General features: G+C 67.9%; 21 protein-coding genes. 9 read left to right on the forward strand and 12 right to left on the reverse strand.

Annotated features, from left to right (window positions below):
• Window positions 1–282: 282 nt before the first annotated feature.
• The 9 genes from A8M77_RS28100 to A8M77_RS28140 all read right to left on the reverse strand — a co-directional run bounded on the left by A8M77_RS28100 (window position 283) and on the right by A8M77_RS28140 (window position 10,975).
• Window positions 283–1,308, reverse strand: a complete 1,026-nt coding sequence (locus tag A8M77_RS28100) for a serine/threonine protein kinase (protein ID WP_086924755.1) — start codon at window positions 1,306–1,308, stop codon at window positions 283–285.
• Window positions 1,309–1,346: 38 nt separating this feature from the next.
• A complete protein-coding gene (locus A8M77_RS28105) occupies window positions 1,347–2,459 on the reverse strand; it encodes a DUF2855 family protein (RefSeq protein WP_086924756.1) in 1,113 nt (370 codons plus the stop codon).
• 142 nt (window positions 2,460–2,601) lie between these two features.
• Window positions 2,602–3,030 carry an organic hydroperoxide resistance protein gene (locus A8M77_RS28110; protein WP_086924757.1) on the reverse strand — a complete coding sequence of 143 codons (429 nt, stop codon included), beginning with the start codon at window positions 3,028–3,030 and terminating at the stop codon, window positions 2,602–2,604.
• Between the two features lie 75 nt (window positions 3,031–3,105).
• A complete protein-coding gene (locus tag A8M77_RS28115) occupies window positions 3,106–3,561 on the reverse strand; it encodes a MarR family winged helix-turn-helix transcriptional regulator (RefSeq protein WP_086924758.1) in 456 nt (151 codons plus the stop codon).
• Between the two features lie 88 nt (window positions 3,562–3,649).
• Window positions 3,650–4,453 carry a crotonase/enoyl-CoA hydratase family protein gene (locus tag A8M77_RS28120; protein WP_086924759.1) on the reverse strand — a complete coding sequence of 268 codons (804 nt, stop codon included), beginning with the start codon at window positions 4,451–4,453 and terminating at the stop codon, window positions 3,650–3,652.
• Between the two features lie 103 nt (window positions 4,454–4,556).
• A complete protein-coding gene (locus A8M77_RS28125) occupies window positions 4,557–5,132 on the reverse strand; it encodes a M23 family metallopeptidase (RefSeq protein WP_158101013.1) in 576 nt (191 codons plus the stop codon).
• 47 nt (window positions 5,133–5,179) lie between these two features.
• Complete coding sequence (locus A8M77_RS28130) at window positions 5,180–7,072, reverse strand: caspase family protein (RefSeq protein ID WP_086924761.1); 1,893 nt, start codon at window positions 7,070–7,072, stop codon at window positions 5,180–5,182.
• 5 nt (window positions 7,073–7,077) lie between these two features.
• Complete coding sequence (locus tag A8M77_RS28135; protein ID WP_143694784.1) at window positions 7,078–9,852, reverse strand: hypothetical protein; 2,775 nt, start codon at window positions 9,850–9,852, stop codon at window positions 7,078–7,080.
• Between the two features lie 274 nt (window positions 9,853–10,126).
• Window positions 10,127–10,975, reverse strand: coding sequence for a 3-hydroxybutyryl-CoA dehydrogenase (locus tag A8M77_RS28140; RefSeq protein WP_086924763.1), 849 nt, complete (start codon window positions 10,973–10,975; stop codon window positions 10,127–10,129).
• A gap of 128 nt (window positions 10,976–11,103) precedes the next feature.
• Between A8M77_RS28140 and purT the strand changes: the two genes are divergently transcribed.
• Both purT and A8M77_RS28150 read left to right on the forward strand, forming a co-directional pair.
• Window positions 11,104–12,318, forward strand: coding sequence for a formate-dependent phosphoribosylglycinamide formyltransferase (gene purT, locus A8M77_RS28145; protein ID WP_086924764.1), 1,215 nt, complete (start codon window positions 11,104–11,106; stop codon window positions 12,316–12,318).
• Between the two features lie 25 nt (window positions 12,319–12,343).
• Window positions 12,344–13,285 (forward strand): alpha/beta hydrolase, encoded by a 942-nt coding sequence (locus A8M77_RS28150; protein ID WP_086924765.1) that lies wholly within the window; start codon window positions 12,344–12,346, stop codon window positions 13,283–13,285.
• 14 nt (window positions 13,286–13,299) lie between these two features.
• Here the strand turns inward: A8M77_RS28150 and A8M77_RS28155 are convergent, their stop codons facing one another.
• From A8M77_RS28155 to A8M77_RS28165, 3 genes are all read right to left on the reverse strand, one after another.
• Window positions 13,300–13,542: a hypothetical protein gene (locus A8M77_RS28155; protein WP_086924766.1), complete on the reverse strand. Its 243-nt coding sequence runs from the start codon at window positions 13,540–13,542 to the stop codon at window positions 13,300–13,302.
• Window positions 13,543–13,617: 75 nt separating this feature from the next.
• Entirely contained in the window at window positions 13,618–13,821 is a 204-nt protein-coding gene (locus tag A8M77_RS28160; protein ID WP_086924767.1) for a 4-oxalocrotonate tautomerase, read from the reverse strand.
• A gap of 36 nt (window positions 13,822–13,857) precedes the next feature.
• The gene (locus A8M77_RS28165) at window positions 13,858–14,622 is read right to left on the reverse strand and encodes a class II aldolase/adducin family protein (RefSeq protein ID WP_086924768.1); all 765 of its coding nucleotides are present in this window, start codon (window positions 14,620–14,622) and stop codon (window positions 13,858–13,860) included.
• Between the two features lie 393 nt (window positions 14,623–15,015).
• Between A8M77_RS28165 and A8M77_RS28170 the strand changes: the two genes are divergently transcribed.
• From A8M77_RS28170 to A8M77_RS28200, 7 genes are all read left to right on the forward strand, one after another.
• On the forward strand, window positions 15,016–15,333 hold the full coding sequence (locus tag A8M77_RS28170) for an ArsR/SmtB family transcription factor (protein ID WP_086924769.1): 318 nt from the start codon (window positions 15,016–15,018) through the stop codon (window positions 15,331–15,333).
• A gap of 2 nt (window positions 15,334–15,335) precedes the next feature.
• A complete protein-coding gene (locus tag A8M77_RS28175; RefSeq protein ID WP_086924770.1) occupies window positions 15,336–15,806 on the forward strand; it encodes an SRPBCC family protein in 471 nt (156 codons plus the stop codon).
• 25 nt (window positions 15,807–15,831) lie between these two features.
• On the forward strand, window positions 15,832–16,248 hold the full coding sequence (locus A8M77_RS28180; protein ID WP_086924771.1) for a GFA family protein: 417 nt from the start codon (window positions 15,832–15,834) through the stop codon (window positions 16,246–16,248).
• 156 nt (window positions 16,249–16,404) lie between these two features.
• The gene (locus tag A8M77_RS28185) at window positions 16,405–17,151 is read left to right on the forward strand and encodes an AraC family transcriptional regulator (protein ID WP_086924781.1); all 747 of its coding nucleotides are present in this window, start codon (window positions 16,405–16,407) and stop codon (window positions 17,149–17,151) included.
• A gap of 85 nt (window positions 17,152–17,236) precedes the next feature.
• On the forward strand, window positions 17,237–18,115 hold the full coding sequence (locus A8M77_RS28190) for a branched-chain amino acid ABC transporter permease (RefSeq protein WP_086924772.1): 879 nt from the start codon (window positions 17,237–17,239) through the stop codon (window positions 18,113–18,115).
• Window positions 18,115–19,191 (forward strand): branched-chain amino acid ABC transporter permease, encoded by a 1,077-nt coding sequence (locus A8M77_RS28195; protein WP_086924773.1) that lies wholly within the window; start codon window positions 18,115–18,117, stop codon window positions 19,189–19,191. The genes A8M77_RS28190 and A8M77_RS28195 overlap by 1 nt, the downstream gene beginning before the upstream one ends.
• Window positions 19,192–19,283: 92 nt before the next feature.
• Window positions 19,284–20,090: an ABC transporter ATP-binding protein gene (locus tag A8M77_RS28200; RefSeq protein ID WP_238137003.1), complete on the forward strand. Its 807-nt coding sequence runs from the start codon at window positions 19,284–19,286 to the stop codon at window positions 20,088–20,090.
• Window positions 20,091–20,293 lie beyond the last annotated feature (203 nt).

Below are 20,293 nucleotides of genomic sequence, written 5' to 3' on the forward strand. Positions count from 1 at the left end.
AGCTGCCGCTGGTGCGGTTGGAGGCCAGCAGCCAGGTGGCGGCCATCCGCTGCACCTCGGCCGGCGTGACCGCCTCGATCCAGTCGCGCATGGCGAACCAGAGACGCCAGTCGCCCAGCGCGATCGATTCCGAGAGGCCGAGGCTCAGTTGTTCCGGGTCGCCGCGCCGGTCCGGACCGCGGCCGTGCCGCAGCCCGCCAGGAGGAGGGCCGCGAAAAAGCCGGCCAGCAGCAGCCGCAATGCCTTCATCATGTCGTCGCCTCCTCGATGTGCCGGCAGCCTTCAGGCGTACAGCGGCTCCTCCGCCATCGCCTCGCACTGATCCTGCAGCATCTGGATCTGCCCCTTCCAGTAGTCGCTCGAGCCGAACCAGGGGAAGTTGATCGGGAAGATCGGATCGCGCCAGCGCCGCGCCAGCCAGGCGCTGTAGTGGATCTGGCGCAGGGTGCACAGCGGCTCGATCAGCGCGAGCTCGCGCCGGTCGAATTCGCGGAACTGCTCGTAGCCTTCCAGCAGGCCGCTCAGCTGCGCGGTGCGCTGGGCGCGGTCGCCGCCGAGCAGCATCCACAGGTCCTGCACCGCGAAGCCCATGCGGGCATCGTCGAGGTCCACGAAATGCGGGCCGCCATCGGGCCGGTCGGTGGGCGTCCACAGGATGTTGCCGGGGTGCACGTCGCCGTGCAGGCGCAGCGTCTTCATTTCCGTGTAGGTGTCGGCGCCGAGCGCGGTGGCCGCGATCATCTCGAAGGCCTCGCTGCAGGCCTTTTCCCAGTCGCGCTGCACGTCCAGCGGGATCATCTCGTGCGCCAGCAGCCAGTCGCGCGAGGCCAGGCCGAAGCTCGCCAGATCCAGCGCCGGCCGCTCCACGAAGGGCCGCGCGGCACCCACCGTGTGGATGCGCGCGAGGAAGCGGCCCACCCATTCGAGCACCTCGAAGTCGTCGAGCTCCGGGCGGCGGCCGCCGCGGTAGGGGCTCACGCTGAAGGCGAAGCCGGCGTGGTGGTGCAGCGTTGCGCCCGCCAGCGCGAGCGGCGCGACCACCGGCACCTCGGCGGCGGCCAGTTCGCTGGACAAGCCGTGTTCCTCCGCGATCTGCGTGTCGCTCCAGCGGCCCGGCCGGTAGAACTTGAGCACCACCGCGCGCTCGTCCTCCAGGTGGGCCTGGTAGACCCGGTTCTCGAAGGAATTGAGCGCCATCAGGCGGCCGTCGCCGTACAGGCCGAGGCTGGTGAGCGCGTCCAGCACCACGTCGGGCGTGAGCGTTTCGTAGGGGTGCGCGGAAGAGGAGGAAGAGGATGCGGGGGTCACCGCGACATTGTGGGGCCTGGGCGTGACCCGGTCAGCGCTCAGCCGCGCGACAGCGACAGGATGTGCCCGATGCGCGGATCGCCGCGCCCGCCCAGCACTTGTGCATAGGCGGCCTGCACCGCCGCCGCGCCGTCGTGGTGCTGCGCCACCAGCCAGGGTGTCGCGGGCTGCGCCACCTTCGCGAGGAAGCCCTGCCACGCCTGCACCATGCGCCGGCCGAAGCCGTCGGCGCCCCATTCATCGGTGCGCTTCTTGATCTGGGCCGGCGCGAAGAAGAAGGCCGCGCGCGGGCCCGGCAGCTCCTTCGCCGTGCCCGGCGGCGCGAGCTGCTCGACGTGCGTGCCGCCGATCACGCAGTCGTGGCGCAGCTGCGGGAAGCGCGTGTGGATCGCGCGCCGCAGCTCGCCGTTGCCGGCGAAATCGATGTACACGCAGGCTGCATCGGCCGCCACCTGGTCCAGCTCGCCATAGGCCAGCACGCGGTGGTAGCAGCCCAGGCTTTCGCAGAAGGCCTTGTTGGCGGCCGAGGTCAGGCCCACGACCTCGATGCCCTCGCGCTGGTGCATCTGGAAGGCGGTGCCGTAGGCCGTCTTGCTCGACGCGCTGGAGAGCAGGGCGATGCCGGGCCGCGCGCCGAAGAAATCGTTGTCGTCGAAGAAGTCGTCGATCAGCCAGGAGGTGATGAAGAGCGGGCGCAGCAGCGCCTGCAGGTCTTCGGTCTCGGCGCTGTAGAGCGGGTCGCGCGCGCAACGGAAGTACTGGTTGTAGACGGCCGGCAGCGCCGCGCGGTGCGGCGTGCCGTCGGTGAAGCGCGCCGGCGACAGCCGCTCGGGCGAGAGCACGACGCTGGAGGCCATCGGCACGTAGCCGTACAGCCGCTCGCCCACCGCCACGCCGGGATGCGACGACTGCACCACCGAGCCGAAGCCCCACACCGGGATCGAGCCCCAGCCTTCTTCGCCGGTCGGGAAGAACTGCCAGTAGCTCATCGATTCGCCGAAGGCGGCGTAGGTGATGTTGTTGGAGGTGAGCGCGAAGCGGTCGATGCGCAGCCGGACCTGGCCGTCGGCCAGCGCCGTGTCATCGGCCGTGCGCAATTGGGTGGAAGCGAGTTCGTCCTTGCGGACCAGCAACTGCGTGGTGGTGCTCATTCGATGCCCTCCGCGCGCCTGTGGGAACGGCCCCGCGGCGCATGGCCGGCACCTTAGCGCGAAGCCGCGTCCGCTGCATGAAAAAAGCCCGGCATGGCGTCACCTGGGCGACGCGATGCCGGGCCTCCGGAGCGGGACTGCGTCAGGCGATCGAGAGCTCGACCTCGATGTTGCCGCGGGTGGCGTTGGAGTAGGGGCACACCTGGTGGGCGGTGTTGACCAGCAGTTCCTTCTGCGCCGCGTCCAGGCCCGGCAGGGTGATCGCCAGCTTGACCGCGATGCCGTAGGCCTTGCCTTCGTCCGTCGGGCCCAGCGAGACGCTGGCATCCACCGCCACGTCTTCCGGCACCTTGACATTGATCTTGGGCGCCACCGCCTTCATCGCGCCGATGAAGCAGGCCGAGTAGCCGACCGCGAACAGCTGCTCGGGGTTGGTGCCGGGCTTGCCGGAGCCGGGCGGGTTGAGCTTGACCTCGAGCGCGCCGTCGCTGGACTTGCCGGCGCCGCCATCGCGGCCGCCGGTGGTGTGGGACTGGGCGGTGTACAGGACCTTGTCGAGCTTCTTGACCATGATGATTCCTTCAGGTTGGTGGTTGGAAAAAAGGATGCTTCGTTGCCGAAGCGGCTGGGGAACTCTCGATGAAAACTAGGCGGCCGCCTTCACGCGGTCACGCAGTTGCTGGACCTGCTGCGTGAGCGCCACCAGCTCCTCGATCGAGCACTGGCTGGCGGCCATCAAACAGGCCGGAACGGAAGCGGCACGCGCCTTGAGGCGGCGGCCGGCGGTGGTGAGGCTGATGTGCACGCGGCGCTCGTCGGCCGCGTCGCGGATGCGGGCCACCAGGCCATTGGCCTCGAGGCGCTTGAGCAGGGGGGTCAGCGTGCCCGAGTCGAGCGAGAGGCGCTCGCCGAGCTCCGACACCATCAGGCCGTCACGCTCCCACAACACCAGCATCACAAGATACTGAGGGTAGGTGAGATTCAGCTTGTCGAGCAGCGGCTTGTACAGCTTGGTCATGGCCAGGGAGGCCGAGTAGACCGCAAAGCACAGCTGGTTGTCGAGCCGCAGCATCTCGTCCTGGGTGATGGTGGCTTGGGGCATGGGTTGAATTGTAGAGTGCAATTAAGTTGTGCGCAAGTTAATTGCAAGAATACCTTGTTCACTCTCCCGCTGGGAGAGAGGGCGCAAGTCAGCGCCCGCTGAACCGCGCCGGCCGTCTCTCGACGAAGGACCGCACCCCTTCCGCCGCATCCTCGCTGTTCGCCAGCCGCTGCTGCACCGGAACGAAGTCCTCGACGGCCGCCAGCGGCCCCTGCTCGATCGCCTTGAGCACGTTGAGCCGCGTGGCCACCACCGCCAGCGGCGCCTGCGCCGCGATGCGCTGCGCGATCGCCAGGGCTTCGTCCAGCTCCTGGCCGGCCGGCACCACCTTCTGCACGAAGTTCAGCCGCAAGGCCTCGGCGCTGCCGAATTCGTCGGCCGTGAGAAGGTGCAGCATCGCGTTGCCCAGGCCCGCGCGCTCCGCCATGCGCAGCGTCGCGCCGCCGGTGGCCATGATGCCGCGCTGCACTTCCATCTGCGAGAAGCGGCAGTTGTCGGCGGCCACCACGATGTCGGCGCCCAGCATCAGCTCGATGCCGACGGTGAAGCAGATGCCCTTGACCGCCACCACCATCGGCTTGGTGCGCCGCCGGTAGCCGGGCAGGCCGAAGTCGTGCGGCTCGACCAGGCCCTCGGGAATGGCCTTCTCGCCGCGCTTCATGTATTCGGCGACTGCGGGCAGGTCCAGGCCGGCGGTGAAGTGGTCGCCGAAGGCGTGCAGCACGCCGACGCGCAGCGCGGGGTCGTCGTCCAGCCGCGTGTAGGCCTCGGCCAGCTCCCGGAACATCTTCGGCGTCCAGCCGTTGCGCTTGGCGGGGCGGTTGATGCCGATCAGCAGCACGTGATCGCGTTTCTCGGTTGTGATGATGCCTTCGGGTGGTGAGAGGGACATGCAGAAGCCTCGCTGGAGATCGAACGTGCCTGGATCCTAGCGTGATTGCTCCATGCCGCCGGGAACGACGTGTCGTGTCCCTGGGCATTCATGGGCACCTGGGCTATGCCGTCGTCGCGCGGCGTTGATTTCTATCGATCACGTCAGCCGCAAACGGCACGAACGGAAGCGGCCCCAGAACGTTCAAAGGGTCGATTCTGTACTTTTCCCGCGTTCCTTTTTTCCCGGCAGTGAGCGACTTCCATATCTCGAAGTGGAGATGTGGGTAGGCTGCATCTCCGTTGCCGCTGATGCCGGTCAGTCCAATCAGGTGAGCCTTTTGTATCGGTGAGTCCTTCTTGACGTAGGTTTCCGCAAGGTGAGCGTAGAGCGAGAACCAGTTGCCCTTGTGACGGATCAACACGGCATTGCCCCAGTCTGTTGCGTCTTTCGGCAGGATCCACTCCACAACGCCGGGGGCGACCGCAAAGCAAGGCGTGTTTTGCTCAGCGAAAAGATCCACCCCGCCGTGGAACTTCGTTCGCGGCTTGCCGGAGCCGTCGGCTCGGACATATCCATAGGTGCCACCCACGAGCAACTGCAGATAGCGATCACATCGCAAGAAGCACTTGCGCAGCGGCAGATTCGTCGCGCAGGGCTGCGTCGGGGCCTTCGGGCTCGTGGAAGGAAGTGTGGCCATGGTGATTCGTCGAGTGCTGCCCTGAGTGGCGATTTTTGAAGCTTGGCTCATCTCTTCGGCAACGCAACCAGCTCTTGCCTGTCGTATTGTTCGATCATCCCGTTGGCGAGCCGCACCTTGGTCTCGTGAATGATGTCTGCGTCAATCCCCGGGGCGAGCCAGATGTCGCGCTCCAGCGCCGCGCGGCGATCGAGGTTGAAGCCACGCGCTTCGATCTTGTAGGCCTCGAAGCGGCCGGCAGGTACCGTGACGGTTTCCTTGCCCACCACTTTGAGCTGGTACCTGAAGGTGTTGTAGGTGCCGCGCTCGCGCGACTGGCGGAACATCGTGATCCATTTCTTTCCGACATACAGCTCGGCCGGATAGAACTGCCGCGGGCTGTCCATGGCGCCGCGCTGGTTCTTGACCACGTTGCCCATGCCGTCGGACACGTATTCACCGCCGTTGTACGTGACCTCGTCCTTTGCAAGGTCGATGCCGGTCACGCGCAGTTCGAGCGGCGCCGCCGAGCCGTTGAAGCGGTTGACGACCTGGTACTTGAACACGTCGCCAAGCTGGAAGCGACGCACGTACTCGTACGAACCCTGGTAGGTGGGCGTGGCGGGGACCGTGAGGTCCTGAGGCAGATCGACGGCGACGTCTTTGGATGCAGCGACTTGCTGGAGAACAACGGGTGCGGCTTGCGCGGCGGGTGGCGCGGCTGCAAGCTCGACGGCAGGTTCCGCCTGCTCCGGGGCCGCCGCTGCGGGCGGCATTCCTGGCGGGCTCGTGCTGGCGACGGCAACCGGTGGCGTCTCGGGCGCCGCCGCCGGCGGTGCTGCAGATGGCGGCATCGCGGCAGATGTCTGCTGCGCATCGGGCGGGACTGGCGCCGGCGCCTCTTCCGTCGCCCGCGTGACGGGCATCGTCGCTGCAGCCAGCACCATCTTGTCGGGTGGCGCCACGCTCGGCGATTCGGGAACATGCAACTGCGCGAGGCGGGGCCGCGGCGCCAGAGCGCGAAGCAGCGCGTTGAGCCGGGCCTGCGCCAGCTCGCTCACATTCCCGCTCGGAAATTCGCGCAGGAAGGCCGCCAGTGAATCGACGCTGTTGGTGGTCTTGGCAACGCGCCAGGCGTCGATCTCCTTGTCCAGCAACGCCTCCTGCTCGGCATTCGACAAGGCCGTGCGGCGTTGCGGCGGATAGATATAGAGATCCTCCTCGAGCGAGGTGCTCTCCCATGGAATCTGCCGACCGCGGGATGCCAGCCGCACGCCCAGGCGCACGCGCTTGAATGCGTCTTCCACGCGTACGCCCTTCACCGACAGCTCGCGCAACAGGTAGGTGGTGTAGAGCCCGTTGCGGCCCGCGCCATCGCTGGCCACACGGCCCGGACCCGTCGCGTAGGCGAGCAGGCTGCCTGCGGGTGCGTCGTACTGGCTCAGGCCCTTTGCAACTGGCCGGAAGGCGTTGCCGAAGGGATCGTCGCGGCAGGCGTCGAGGATCATCAGGAAGTTGCGGTCGCGCGTACGCGCCATCTCGGTCGTCAGCTCCGAGACGTCGACCGCCATCTGCGCCACGTCCTCGGCCGACTGCACATTCGCGTCGACCGGAACCAGGAAGTTGCGCCAGGCCTGCTGGGCACCGTGGCCCGCGTAGTAGAAGACGCCGACCCTCGTCCGCTTGTCCTTCAGCGTCTCGCCGAAGTCCTGCAGCGTCTCCAGCAGTTGGACCTTGGTGGTCTCCAGGCGCAATTCCACCTGGAAGCCCGCCTGCCTCAAGAGCTCGGCCATGTCGCGTGCATCGTTGACCGAGTTCTCCAGCGCACCGGCCCGGTAGGCGGAGTTGCCGATCACCAGGGCCACGCGCTCGGCGCCAGGGGCGGGACTGGCGTGGACGACGGCTGCGGCCGCTGCCAGTGCGCCGGCAGCCAGCCAGGATGCAGCGACACGGCTGTTCATGATGCCTAGTTGAACCGGGCGGTGCTGTAGACGCGGAAGCGTGCGTTCGTCGAACCGACGCCGGCCTGCCGAAAGCCCATGCCGGCGTACCCCGCGATCTCGATGGCATTGGGGTCTGCACAGGATGTTCCTGCTGCGGCGGTGCTGGGTGGCTGAGCGCTCACGGCGTCGACGTCGGCGTTGATGATCCTTGCGCCATCGGTGACGAACACCGAGTCCACAGGTGCGGCTGTTCCGTTGATGGGGTACCACTGGAACTGGAAGAAGCAGCGGGGAGGGGCGATCAAGCCCGGATCGAAAGCGGACGACGCCGCGAATTTGTTGTGTGGCAGCAGTTCCAGGTATTTGGGGGGCATCACGGGCGCCAGGATCCGGGCCGTCTCCACCCAGTCGGGCGTGCCCGTCGTATTGCTCGTGAGGAAGTATTCGATGGTGTAGCGGCTATAGGCCTGCATCGACGAATAGTCGGTCAGCGGCGCATCGGCGTGGTCTGGACTGCCAGCGCCCCAGGAGGGGTTGGCTGTAGGCTGGCTGTCGGCGGTCTTCTCTATTCCAAGGTAGAAGATCGGCCGGGTTCTGGCGTTTGTCATGCTCCCTGCGGTGATCTCGCCCGTCTTGTTGTGCGGCGTGAAGAAACGCCCCGCGCCGGGTGCCGTGGTAGGGGAAAGCACCAGGCCGGCGCTGGGCAGTCCCGGGCCCTTGACCCGCGCCGCCCGGAGATCGGCGGACACATAAGAACGCGTCGCGACATCGAAGCGCAACGGCGAGACTCGGATCTCCAGAAGGGATTCATACGTATGCGGCAAGAAACTCCAGAGGGCCAAGTGCCACTGGAACGCATACTGATAGCCAGGCTGGATCGAGGCGTCGAAGCGCTTCTGGTTGCCGCCCAATATCCAGTTTCCCGCTTTGGCCCTGGGGCTTGTCGTCGTCACGAATGACATCATGGTGGTGTAGCGAACGCGCCCGGCCACGTTGCCGGCCAGCGGACCGGTGCGCGGCTGGTCCACCGTGAATTCCACGATCGTTGCAGCAGATTCGGGCGGTGCGCTGCTTGCCGGGAAGTTGACGAGGATGGCGGGGTTGCTCAAGGTGCTGCCTTGCACGGCCGAGCGATCCGCCTCGCTGTACAGCGTGCGATAGGCTTCGGCGAGGTCCTTGCCGTTCTCCCTGAAGCCGGGCGATACCAGCCGGCTGCCATCGGCGTCGGCGCACTCCGGGTCGGCGGCGCGCGCTGCGGAGCTCAATGCGAAACACCGGTTCATCTCGTTCATCCAGGCCGTGATCTTCGCGAAGGCCAGCGCCGGGCTGCTCTCCGTGGCGACTGCGCTGGGCGCCAGCGGGGTACTGGCCGTGATCAGGCTCGGCGTCACGCTGCCATCCGCATTGGTCTGCGCGGCAGTCAGCTTGGTGCGCAACTGCGTCGCGCCGGTGGTCGGCTCGCGTGAATGGGTGATCGATTCGATGACCGCATCCACGCCCTTGCCGTCCAGCTCATAGATCGACCGCATCGGGTCGAAAGCGCTGCTGTCGGAAATGCCCGCCACAGCGAGCGCGGCCTTGGAAGATTCGACGAGGTTGCTCGTGGCCGTTGCGAGCCTGCTCAGATCCAGTTGCGAGCCGACCACGCGCTTGTCCGTGCTGCCCGCACTGGGCGCCAGCACGTCGGAGGCGATCTTGTCCGTCAGCGGGTTGACGTTGAGGCGGATCGCCATCCCCGTGGGGACCTGTTCCGCCGTGGTGCTTGCAAGCACGTTGCCGCCCGCATCGATGACCTGCAGGAGCAGGGGTGGCCTGATGGTCGCCGTCCTGAACTTGAGCAGGAACCTCCCGTTCGCATCGGTGGTGCCGCGGGCCACTTCGGGGTCGGGCGGAGGGGCGCCCGTATAGTTGGGCGGGACGACAGGAAGCGGCGTGGCGTCCTTGAGGATCACCGTGACACGGCGCAGTGGCGAGCCGTCGCCGGCCGAGCCCCCCACGCCGCCATCGCCCCCTGCATCGCCGCCGACGCCGCTGGGATCGATGGCCCACAGACCCAGGACCCTGCTGAGGTCCACCGGTTCAGCTGGTTGCAAAGGTGCCACCGTTGCCGTCTCCGTCCATGCGTAATAGCCGATGCCCTCGGGTGTGAACTGGGGAAATCTCGCGCGAACGTCAGCCTCCTCTTGCGCCGAGATGGTGTAGAAGTGCGTTCCCGTGCTCGCGTTGTAGAACCGGTACATCGGGATGCCCGACCCGTCGCCGCCGGTCGCTGCATACCAGGCCGGCCCATCGAACACGTAGACGGCGGCAAGGGTGTTGATCACCGTATCCCGCTCGGCCTCGCCGATGGTGTAGAAGTGCGTGCCGGTCCTCACGTTGTAGAACCGATAGACAGCGTTGAGTCCGGGTTGAGGGGCGGCATATGCAGTGAACCCCACACCCTCGTAGTTGAACTGCGGGAACCGGACCATGACCATGTCGCGCTCTTCGGCCGACATGGTGTAGAAGTGCGCGTTGGTCCTCGAGTTGTAGAAGCGGTAGATGGGCGTTCGGGGCCCGGTCAACGCGACGGGCCCCGCCTGGGCAGCGGCTGGGGCCGATGGCGCACTCGCAACGACTTGCGCGCTTTCCTTTGTCGGCGCAGGTAGCGCCACTGGTGCATTGCTGCCGCTGGCACCGCTGGCAACGTCGCCACCACCGCTACCGCCACCACCACCGCCGCATCCGGCAATCAATGCCGCGCAAAGAAGAGGTGCCGTCAAGGCGCCGATGCGCGCCGCCGCAGTCCGCACAGACATGTGATGCCCTCCAGCGAGCAGGCCCAGAAATGACAGGGCGATCTTTTCTTTGGGTCTCGCCGACGCAATCGTCGAGTGAAGCGCGCATCGGCGCATCAACCAAAAGTACTACACATTGTTGGAGATGCCAATGGCTCGAGCCGGGAGCCAAGGAGGCGCAGGACCCCTGGCAGGCTTCGGAGGACAGGAAGAACGCGGGACGCCGGGTTGGCCATCCCGCCGTCCTGCGTGCAGCCAGCCCAGGCGCGCAGGGCTGGCGCCGCGATCGGCAATTTCAGTAGGTGTAAACCCCGCGCCCGGTCTTGCGCCCCAGTTGCCCGGCCGCCACCATCTCCTTGAGCAGCGGGCACGGTCGGTACTTCGAATCCCCGAACTCCTTCAGGTACACCTCCATCACCGCCAGGCACACGTCCAGCCCGATCATGTCCGCCAGCGCCAGCGGACCGATGGGCTGGTTGCAGCCCAGCTTCATGCCGGCATCGATGTCCTCGGCCGTGGCCAGCCCCTCGGCCAGCACGAAGAAGGCCTCGTTGATCATCGGCACCAGGATGCGGTTGACCACAAAGCCCGGTGCGTTCTTCACCGTGATGGGCGACTTGCCCAGCCGCTCCGCCAGAGCCTTGACCGCGTCGTGCGTGGCGTCGCTGGTCAGATAGCCGCGGATGATCTCGACCAGGGCCATCATCGGCACCGGGTTGAAGAAGTGCATGCCGATGAAGCGGTCGGGCCGGGAGGTCGCGGCGGCCAGCTGAGTGATGGAGATCGAGGAGGTGTTGGAGGCGATGATCACCTCCGGCGCCAGCAGCGCCTCGGCCTGCTGGAGGATCTTGAGCTTGAGCTCGTGGTTCTCGGTGGCCGCCTCGATCACCAGCTGCGCGGCCTTCAGGTCGTCGTAGTTCGTCGAGCCCTTGATCAGCGCCAGCGCCGCATCCTTCTGCGCGGTGCTGAGCTTGTCCTTCTTGATCAGCCGGTCGAGGCTGCCGGCCACGGTGGCCAGGCCCTTGTCGACCGCGGCCTGCGCGATGTCTACCATGACCACGTTGACGCCCGCCACTGCGCAGGCCTGGGCGATGCCGTTGCCCATGGTGCCGGCGCCGATGATGCCGACGGTCTGGATTGCCATTTCGAGTGCTCCTTGAACTGAAAACCCACGATTGTGGAACAGCAGGCGCGGCGCGGGTGTTGCCGGCGGTGACAGCCGCGGTGATTCAAAATGCCGGGCTTCCCTCCCTCCCACCGCGACGACCTCCCATGACCACCCTCGGCACCCCTCTGTCCCCCACCGCCACCCGCGTGATGCTGCTCGGCTCCGGCGAACTCGGCAAGGAGGTGCTGATCGCGCTGCAGCGCCTGGGCGTGGAAACCATCGCGGTCGACCGCTACGAGAACGCGCCCGGGCAGCAGGTCGCACACCATGCCCGCACCATCACCATGAGCGACCCGGCGCAGCTCAAGGCGCTGATCGAGGCCGAGAAGCCCCAGCTGGTGGTGCCCGAGATCGAGGCCATCGCCACGCCGATGCTGCAGCAGCTGGAAGAGGCCGGCACCGTGCGCGTGATCCCGACAGCACGCGCCGCGCGCCTGACCATGGACCGCGAAGGCATCCGCCGCCTGGCCGCGGAGACACTGGGCCTGCCGACCAGCCCCTACAAGTTCTGCGATTCGCTGGCCGAGCTGCAGGCCGCGATCGATGGCGTGGACGGAAAGGCAATTGGCTACCCCTGCATCGTCAAGCCCGTGATGAGCAGCTCCGGCAAGGGCCAGAGCAAGATCGACGGACCGGACGACGTGCAGAAGGCCTGGGACTACGCGATGGCCGGCGGCCGCGTGAGCCATGGCCGGGTGATCGTCGAGGGCTTCATCGACTTCGACTACGAGATCACGCTGCTCACCGTGCGTGCCCTGGGCGCCGACGGCCAGGTGCAGACGCAGTTCTGCGCGCCCATCGGCCACGTGCAGGTCAGCGGCGACTACGTGGAGAGCTGGCAGCCGCATCCGATGTCGCCCGCCGCGCTGGCAAAGGCGCAGCGCATCGCGCAGGCGGTGACGGCCGATCTCGGCGGCCAGGGCCTGTTCGGCGTCGAGCTCTTCGTCAAGGGCGAGGAGGTCTGGTTCAGCGAGGTCAGCCCGCGCCCGCACGACACCGGCATGGTGACCATGGCCACCCAGTGGCAGAACGAATTCGAGCTGCATGCGCGCGCGATCCTGGGCCTGCCGGTGGACACCACGCTCAAGAGCCCGGGCGCGAGCGCGGTGATCTACGGCGGCGCGGATGCCCGGGGCATCGTGTTCGACGGCGTGGACCACGCGCTGCAGGTGCCCGGCACCGAACTGCGCCTGTTCGGCAAGCCCGAGAGCTTCGTCAAGCGCCGCATGGGCGTGGCGCTGGCGCATGCGGACGACGTGGAGGCCGCGCGCCGCAACGCCAAGGAAGCCGCCTCGCGCGTCAAGCCGCGCGCCGCCTGATCCCCCACATCCCCAGGAGACCGCCATGCTGCATCCCCAGGCCCAGGCCTTCATCGACCTGCTGATCGAGCGCAAGGTGCCGCCGACCCACACGCTGCCGGTGACCGATGCACGCAGCTTCTACCGCGAGCGGCGCGCCATCACCCAGCCCGCGCCGGGCGAGGTGGCCGAGGTGCGGGAGCTGAGCGCGCCGGGGCCGCAGGGTCCGATCCCGCTGCGCTTCTATCGTCCGCTGGGCAGCGCGGCCGGCGCGCTGCTGCCGGTGCTGGTCTACTACCACGGCGGCGGCTGGACCATCGGCGACCTCGACACCCACGACACGCTGTGCCGCGCGCTGTGCAATCAATCGGGCTGCGCGGTGGTGGCCGTGGACTACCGCATGGGGCCGGAGCATCGCTTTCCCGCGGCCGTGAACGATGCACTGGCCGCGACCCGCTGGGTGCACAACCAGGCGCAGGCGCTGGGCGTGGACGCCGCCCGCCTGGCGGTCGGCGGCGACAGCGCGGGCGGCAATCTCGCGGCGGTGGTGGCGATCGCCGCGCGCGATGCCGGCGACCTGCCCATCGCCTTCCAGCTGCTGATCTACCCGGCCACCGACATGCGCCGCGTGCACCCCTCGCACACCAGCAATGGCCAGGGCTATGTGCTGACCCGCGACACCATCCGCTACTTCCACGACCACTACATCACCGACCCGGCGCACGACCTGGACTGGCGCGCCTCGCCGCTGCTGCACCCCGACCTCTCGCGCCTGCCGCCCGCCCTGGTGCTGACCGCGGGCTACGACCCGCTGCGCGACGAGGGGCTGGACTATGCGCGCGCGCTCACCGCGGCCGGCAACCGCGCCGCGTACCTCTGCTTCGAGCGCCAGATCCACGGCTTCATCACCATGGGCCGGCTGCTCGACGAGGCGAACACGGCCGTGTCGGTCTGCGCGGCCGAGCTGCGGCGCGCGCTGGCGCCCTGACAAGCTGTGAACCTTCAGCGCGGCGGCAGCTGGATCACGTTGCAGCTGCTGCCGCCGCTGCTGGCGCCGTACTCGGCGCGGCAGACCAGGATGCGGTTCTTCACCGGATCCAGCATCCAGGCGACCGAGGATTCGCCGGTGCCCGAGACGCCCAGCGGGACCAGCGGGGTCGATGCCGGCGCAGGTGCCGATGCAGGCGCGGCATGGATGGGCATCGCGAACGCAATCGCGGCGAGGGCCAGGAATCTGTACGGCATGGCGGTCTCCTTGCGGGTCGGGCTGGGACGGGCACTATCGCCCGCACACCCGCCGCACGCAACCGCACGCCGGGGTCAATCGGCCTTCGCCGGCGCCGGGTCGCTCCACAGCCTGCCGCCGGTGGCCCAGTCCTGCTTCTGGATGTCGAAGAACAGGATGTCGACGGACTCGGGCGAGGCGCCGATCGTGCGCACGGCGGCTTCGGTCAGGGCCTGCGCGAAGGCGCGCTTCTGCTCGACGGTGCGGCCTTCGAACATTTCGACGCGGATGGTGGGCATGGTGTCTCCAGGGGAAGTGAAAGGGTTGTGGATGGTTCAGTCGCGGTAGCCGGGCGCTGCGCGGTCCAGGCGGCGCAGCAGGGCCGGCCACTCGACGTCGCCGTCCCATTCGCTGCCATCGCCGACCCACTCGCGGTAGGTGCGTGCGGCCAGGTCCTCGCGGACCGCGTGCACCGCGCCGCCGGCCGCGGCCATGGCACGCAGCTGGGCCTGCGCGGCCCGCTCCAGCAGGTGCATCAGCATCCAGGCCTCGGCCACGGTGCGGCCCACGACCAGGGTGCCGTGGTTCTCGAGGATCAGGCCGTCGAGCGCACCAAGGTCCGCCACCAGCCGCTGCTGCTCGTCGGCGCCCAGCGCCAGCCCTTCATAGGCATGGCGGCCGAACCGCTGGTGCAGCCGCATCGCGTACTGCGAGGTCGGCTGCAGGCCGCCGGGCAGCATCGACAGCGCCACGCCCCAGGGCGTGTGCAGGTGGATCACGCATTCGACCTCGGGCCGCGCCGCATGCACCGCGCCATGGATGGCGAAGCCGCTCGGATTGACGCGTGCGCCCGAGCCGTCGACCACCTCGCCGCGCAGGTTGACCTTGACCAGGCTGGACGCGGTGATCTCCTCGAAGGTGGTGCCGAAGGGATTCAGCAGGTAGTGCCCCGGCTCGCCCGGCACGCTGGCCGAGAGATGGGTGTAGACCGTGTCGTCCCAGCCGTTCTGCCAGGCCATGCGGTAGGCGGCGGCGAGGTCGATGCGCACCTCGCGCTCGGTGCGTGCGGGGCGTGGACGGGGTGGGGCGGGTGCGGTCATTCGATGAAACGGAGCGAGCGGCCCATTGTCGCGTCGCCGCGGACGCGGGCGCGGCGCGCCAAAGAAAAGACCCGCCGAAGCGGGTCAAGGACAGCCCTGGATGGAGGGAGGAGGAGGAGACGAAATGGGCTGCCGGGATCCAGTGTCGCGGCGCTGTCTTAGGCGAAACTTAAGGCCGGGCCCAAGGCGAAACCACTCCATGTCGGCCCGTCTCCAGGGGCACGGACAGGTTCCGTCCCTATGTCCAGCCTGAAGGTCAACCCGATCGTTCCGTATCTCGCGCTGACCTGCACCTTCTAGACGGCTTCAAGCAGGCGATCGAGAGCGGTGCATCCGAGCACTTGACATGCAGGCATTTGCCTGCATATCATCGCCTCACGCACGAACACACGGATGGACGACGCTGACAAGGTTTTCAAGGCGCTGGGCGACCCCACACGCCGAAGGCTGCTCGACCTGCTCTGCGAGCGGAACGGGCAGACGCTGGGCGAGCTGTGCGAGCACCTGGACATGGCGCGGCAATCGGCCACCCAGCACATCGGGATCCTCGAGGCGGCGAATCTGGTGAGCACGGTCTGGCGTGGCCGGGAGAAGCTGCATTTCATCAACCCGGTGCCGCTGCACGAGGTCTACGAGCGGTGGGTGCGCAAGTTCGAACGTCAGCGGCTGCGCCTGCTGCACGACCTGAAGAAGGAACTCGAAGGAGATTGACGATGAGCCAAGAGAAAGAGAAGACGAGCTTCGTCTACGTGACCTACATCCGCTCGACGCCGGAAAAGGTGTTCGAGGCCATCACGAAGCCGGAGATCGCGCGCCGCTACTGGGGCCACGAGAACGTCTCCGACTGGCAGCCCGGATCGGGCTGGCAGCACGTGCGCGCGAACGAGCAGCGCACGGTCGAGCTGGTCGGCAAGGTGGTCGAGGTCGTGCCGCCGACGCGCCTGGTCATCACCTGGGCCAATGCCTCGCAGGCCGCCGAGCCGGCCAGCTACAGCCGCGTGAGCTTCGACATCGCGGCGTACGAGGACATGGTGCGGCTGACCGTCACCCACGACGAGCTCGAGGCCGGCAGCGGGATGGCCAAGGGCATCCAGCAGGGCTGGCCGATCGTTCTTTCCAGCCTGAAGTCCCTGCTGGAAACGGGGCAGGGCATCGATGTCTTCGCCAAGCCGAAGGCGGCCTGAACCGGCAGCCACGGGAGTCGTCGCAATGACCCAGCCCTACACCGGCGGATGCGCGTGCGGCGCGATCCGCTACGCCACGAAGCACGCGCCCATCTTCCAGAACCACTGCCAGTGCCGCGACTGCCAGCGGCGCAGCGGCGCCGGCCACGGCGCCTGGCTGACCTTTCCCGCGCGGGCCGAGATGACGATCACCGGCGAGGCGACGCACTGGGAGGTCGCGGCCGACAGCGGCAACGTGAAGGTCCACGCCTTCTGCCCGATCTGCGGAACGCCGGTCTACCTGCGCTTCGTCGCGATGCCGGAGCTGATCGCCGTCCCTGCGGGCAGCCTGGACGAGCCGGGCCGCTTCGCCCCCCAGGCGCTCACCTACCGTGCCCGCGGATTGGCGTGGGACGGCATCGATCCCGCGCTGCAGGCCTTCGACGGGATGCCGCCCGGCTAGGGAAAGTCCCCGGCGCCGCGGCCGTGCTGCGCCGGGGCCTGACGCTACGATGACCCGATGCGCGGCCCTGCGCCTGGCCCGCGCCTATGGAGGAGACGGCACATCGTGGCAATCGTAGGATCGACGGCGGCGCCGCGCCGCAGCGACGACCGGCTCATGTGGCTGGGCCCGGCCCGCGTCTTCTATGCGGGCCTGCTGGGTGCCACCGCACAGCGCAGCCTGGGCGGCCACGGCGTGTACGTCTCGCCCACCGGCCAGCCGCTGCGCATGCGCCTGGCCGGCGGCTCCTGGCAGAGCGGGGAGCTGCTGGTGGTGCCGGCGCAGGTGCCGCACCAGGTGGCGGCGGAGCACCCGCTGGTGCTGAACCTGCTGGTCGAGTCCGAGTCGGTCAACCCCGCGCTGCTGCCGTCCGTCCTGCGCCACTGTGGTCCGGTCGATGCGCCGGCCTTCGCGCAGAGCGTGCGCGAAGGCCATGCATGCCTGCTCGCGATCGCCCGGCGCGAGGGGCCTGCCGGCTTCCCCGATTTCGACAGCCTGTTCTTCGGCGCGGCCCTGGCGCCGCCGGTGCTCGACCCCCGCATCCGCACCGTGATCGCACGCATCAACGCCGACCCCGCCGCGCCCAGCCCGGCGCAGGACTGCGCCGCGGCGGTGGGCCTGTCCTTCTCGCGCTTCCTGCACCTGTTCAAGGAGGAGACCGGCGTGACCTTCCGCGCCTTCCGCGCCTGGAAGCGCGCGCGCCGCCTGCTCTACCACGTGCGCCAGGGTGCCAGCCTGACCGACATCGCGCTGGACACCGGCTACCCCGACTCCACCCACTTCAGCCATTCGATCCGCCAGATCTACGGCCTGCGGCCCAGCGACATCCTCGCCGGCTCGCGGCGCCTGGCTGTCCATCAGTAAGGCGCCGAGTGCCGGGGCATGCGGGACAACCCTCAGCGCGGCAGGCCCGGGCCGCCGATATAAACCGCCAACCACCGAGGCGCCGTTGCTTCAGATCATCCAACTCCTGCTCTCAGGCATTGCGCAAGGCTGCATCTACGGCCTGATCGCGCTGGGGTTCGTGCTGATCTACAAGGCCACCGAGACGGTCAGCTTCGCCCAGGGCGAACTGATGATGCTGGGCGCCTTCTGCGCCTTTGCCGGCATGGCCTTGTTCGGCCTGCCCTTCTGGCTGGCGGCGATCCTCTCCGTCGTCGCCATGGCGGCCTTCGGCGTGCTGCTCGAGCTGGTGGTGATCCGGCCCATCCTCGGCCAGCCCCAGTTCTCGATCGTGATGCTGACCATCGGCATCGGTTACGTGGCGCGCGGGCTCATCACCATGATCCCCGGCATCGGCACCGACACCCACACGCTCGCGGTGCCCTACAAGGACCAGACCTGGAAGCTCGGCGCGCTGGTGATCAACGTGGAGCAGGCGGCGATCATCGCGGCCACCGCCGTCCTGTGCGGCCTGCTCTACGCCATGTTCCGCTACAGCAAGCTGGGCATCGCGATGCAGGCTTCCTCGCAGAACCAGCTGGCCGCCTACTACATGGGCATCCCGGTCAAGCGGCTCAACGGGTTGGTGTGGGGGCTGGCGGCGGCGGTGGCGGCCATTGCCGGCATGCTGCTCGCGCCCATCACCTTCGTGCACGCCAACATGGGCTTCATCGGGCTCAAGGCCTTTCCGGCGGCGGTGGTGGGCGGCTTCGGCAGCCTGCCGGGCGCGATCGTCGGCGGTCTGGTGATCGGCATCGTCGAGTCCCTGGCCGGCTTCTACCTGCCAGACGGCTTCAAGGACACGGCACCCTACATCGTGGTGCTGATCATGCTGATGGTGAAGCCCAACGGCCTGTTCGGCGAAAAATTGCGGAAGAAGGTCTGATGCGCTTCATCTTCAAGACCAGCTACGCGCAGGACATCGCCCTGGCCAGGCACGGCGGCCACGTGTTCTGGTACAGCGTGCTGGGCGCCGGGCTGATCGCGGCGCCCTGGCTGCTGCCCGAGTACTGGCTCGCGCAGCTGACCTTCGTGCTGATCTACGGCATCGTCGGGCTGGGCTTGATGCTGCTGGCCGGCTTCACCGGGCAGTTCTCGATCGGCCACGCGGCCTTCCTCGGCACCGGCGCCTACACGCAGGCGGTGCTGGCCAATGCGGGCGTGCCATTTCCGCTGGCGCTGGCCGCGGCAGCGGCGCTGTCGGCGGCCGTGGGCGTGGTGGTGGGGCTGCCGGCGCTGCGGGTGAAGGGCATCTACCTGGGTATCGCGACCCTGGCCTTCGGCTTCATCGTCGAGGAAGTGTTCGCGCGCTGGGAGCGGGTGACCGGCGGCAACTCGGGCCTTCACGTGAAGGCGCCGACGCTCTTCGGGCTGGAGATCGGGTCGAGCGAGAACTTCTACATCGTGTGCCTGCTGATCGCGGTGCTGTGCACCTTCGCGATCCTCAACCTGCTGCGCTCGCCGACGGGCCGCGCCTTCGTGGCGATCCGCGACTCGGAGATCTCGGCGCAGAGCATGGGCATCCACCTGGCGCGCTACAAGACCATGTCCTTCGCCATCTCGGCCGCGCTGGCGGGGCTGGGCGGGGCGTTGTATGCGCACAAGCTGAGCTTCATCTCGCCGGACCAGTTCAACATCCTGCAGTCGATCGACCTGCTGCTGATGGTGGTGATCGGCGGACTGGGTTCGGTGCACGGAGCCTTCCTCGGCGCGATCTTCCTGATCGCGATGCCGCAACTGATCGCGCTGGGCAAGGACTGGCTGCCGGCGGCGATCGGGCAGGCGCCGGGGCTGCAGGGACTGGTCTACGGGCTGGTGCTGATCGGCTTCGTGCTCTTCGAGCCGCTGGGGCTGTACGGGCGCTGGCTGAAGGTGCGCACGTACCTGCAGCTCTTTCCGTTCTACCGCAAGGGATTGTTCAAGCGGCAGAAGTCCTTCACCAAGTCGGATCGCCTCCGATGATGACTGCCCCCCGGCTTGCGACTTCGTCTGCTGCGCCACCCCCCGAGGGGGAGGCCCGGCCACCTTGGGGCGGCCCGGCGGCGGCCGGTCCCGTGCTTCTCTCGGCGAAGGACCTGAGCGTGCGTTTCGGCGGCGTGCTGGCGGTCAACAAGGTCAGCTTCGAGGTGCGGCGCGGCGAAGTGTTCACGCTGATCGGGCCGAACGGCGCGGGCAAGACCACGGTATTCAACCTGATCAGCCGGATCTACACGCCGACCACCGGCGAGATCCTCTGGCACGGCGAGGACGGCGCGCCGATCGCGCTCACCAGTCATGCGCCGCACGAGATCGCCGCGCTGGGCATCGCGCGCACCTTCCAGAACATCGAGCTCTTCGAGCATGCGACGGTGCTGCACAACCTGCTGATCGGCCGCCACACGCACCGGCGCACCGGCTTCTGGCGCGAGATCTTCTTCACCCCGGGCACGCGCCGCGCCGAGATCGAGGCGCGCGAGAAGGTGGAACGGGTGATCGATCTGCTGGATCTGCAGCACCACCGCGATTCGATGGTGGCGGGCCTGCCCTACGGCGTGCGCAAGGTGGTGGAACTGGCGCGGGCCCTGTGCACGGAGCCGAAGCTGCTGCTTCTGGACGAGCCCTCGTCCGGGCTCAACGTGGAGGAGACGGCGGACATGGCCTTCTGGATCCAGGACATCCAGAAGGAGCTGGGCATCTCGGTGCTGATGGTGGAGCACGACATGTCGCTGGTGTCCAAGGTGTCGGACCGCGTGCTGGCGATGAACATGGGCGAGGCGCTGGCCTCGGGGACGCCGCGGGAGGTGCAGTCCGACGGGCGCGTGATCGAGGCCTACCTGGGTGCGGTCGATGACCTGAGGAGCCTGAGGAGGGGGGCGGTATGAGCGGCATTCGCTCGGGCTTGCTCCCTTCCCCGCTGGGGGAGGGTGGGGGTGGGGGCTTTGGGCCTTTGTTCTTGCCTTGCTGTTTGGTTGGCGCCGGAGCCGGGAATTCGCCCCGGCGGGCGAGTTACTTTCTTTGCTTCGCCAAAGAAAGTAACCAAAGAAAGGCGACCCCACTGTGCGTGACCCGCAGCGAAGCTGCGGGC

Origin of the sequence: Variovorax sp. JS1663 (genome assembly GCF_002157355.1) — a bacterium.
Lineage (GTDB): Bacteria > Pseudomonadota > Gammaproteobacteria > Burkholderiales > Burkholderiaceae_C > Variovorax.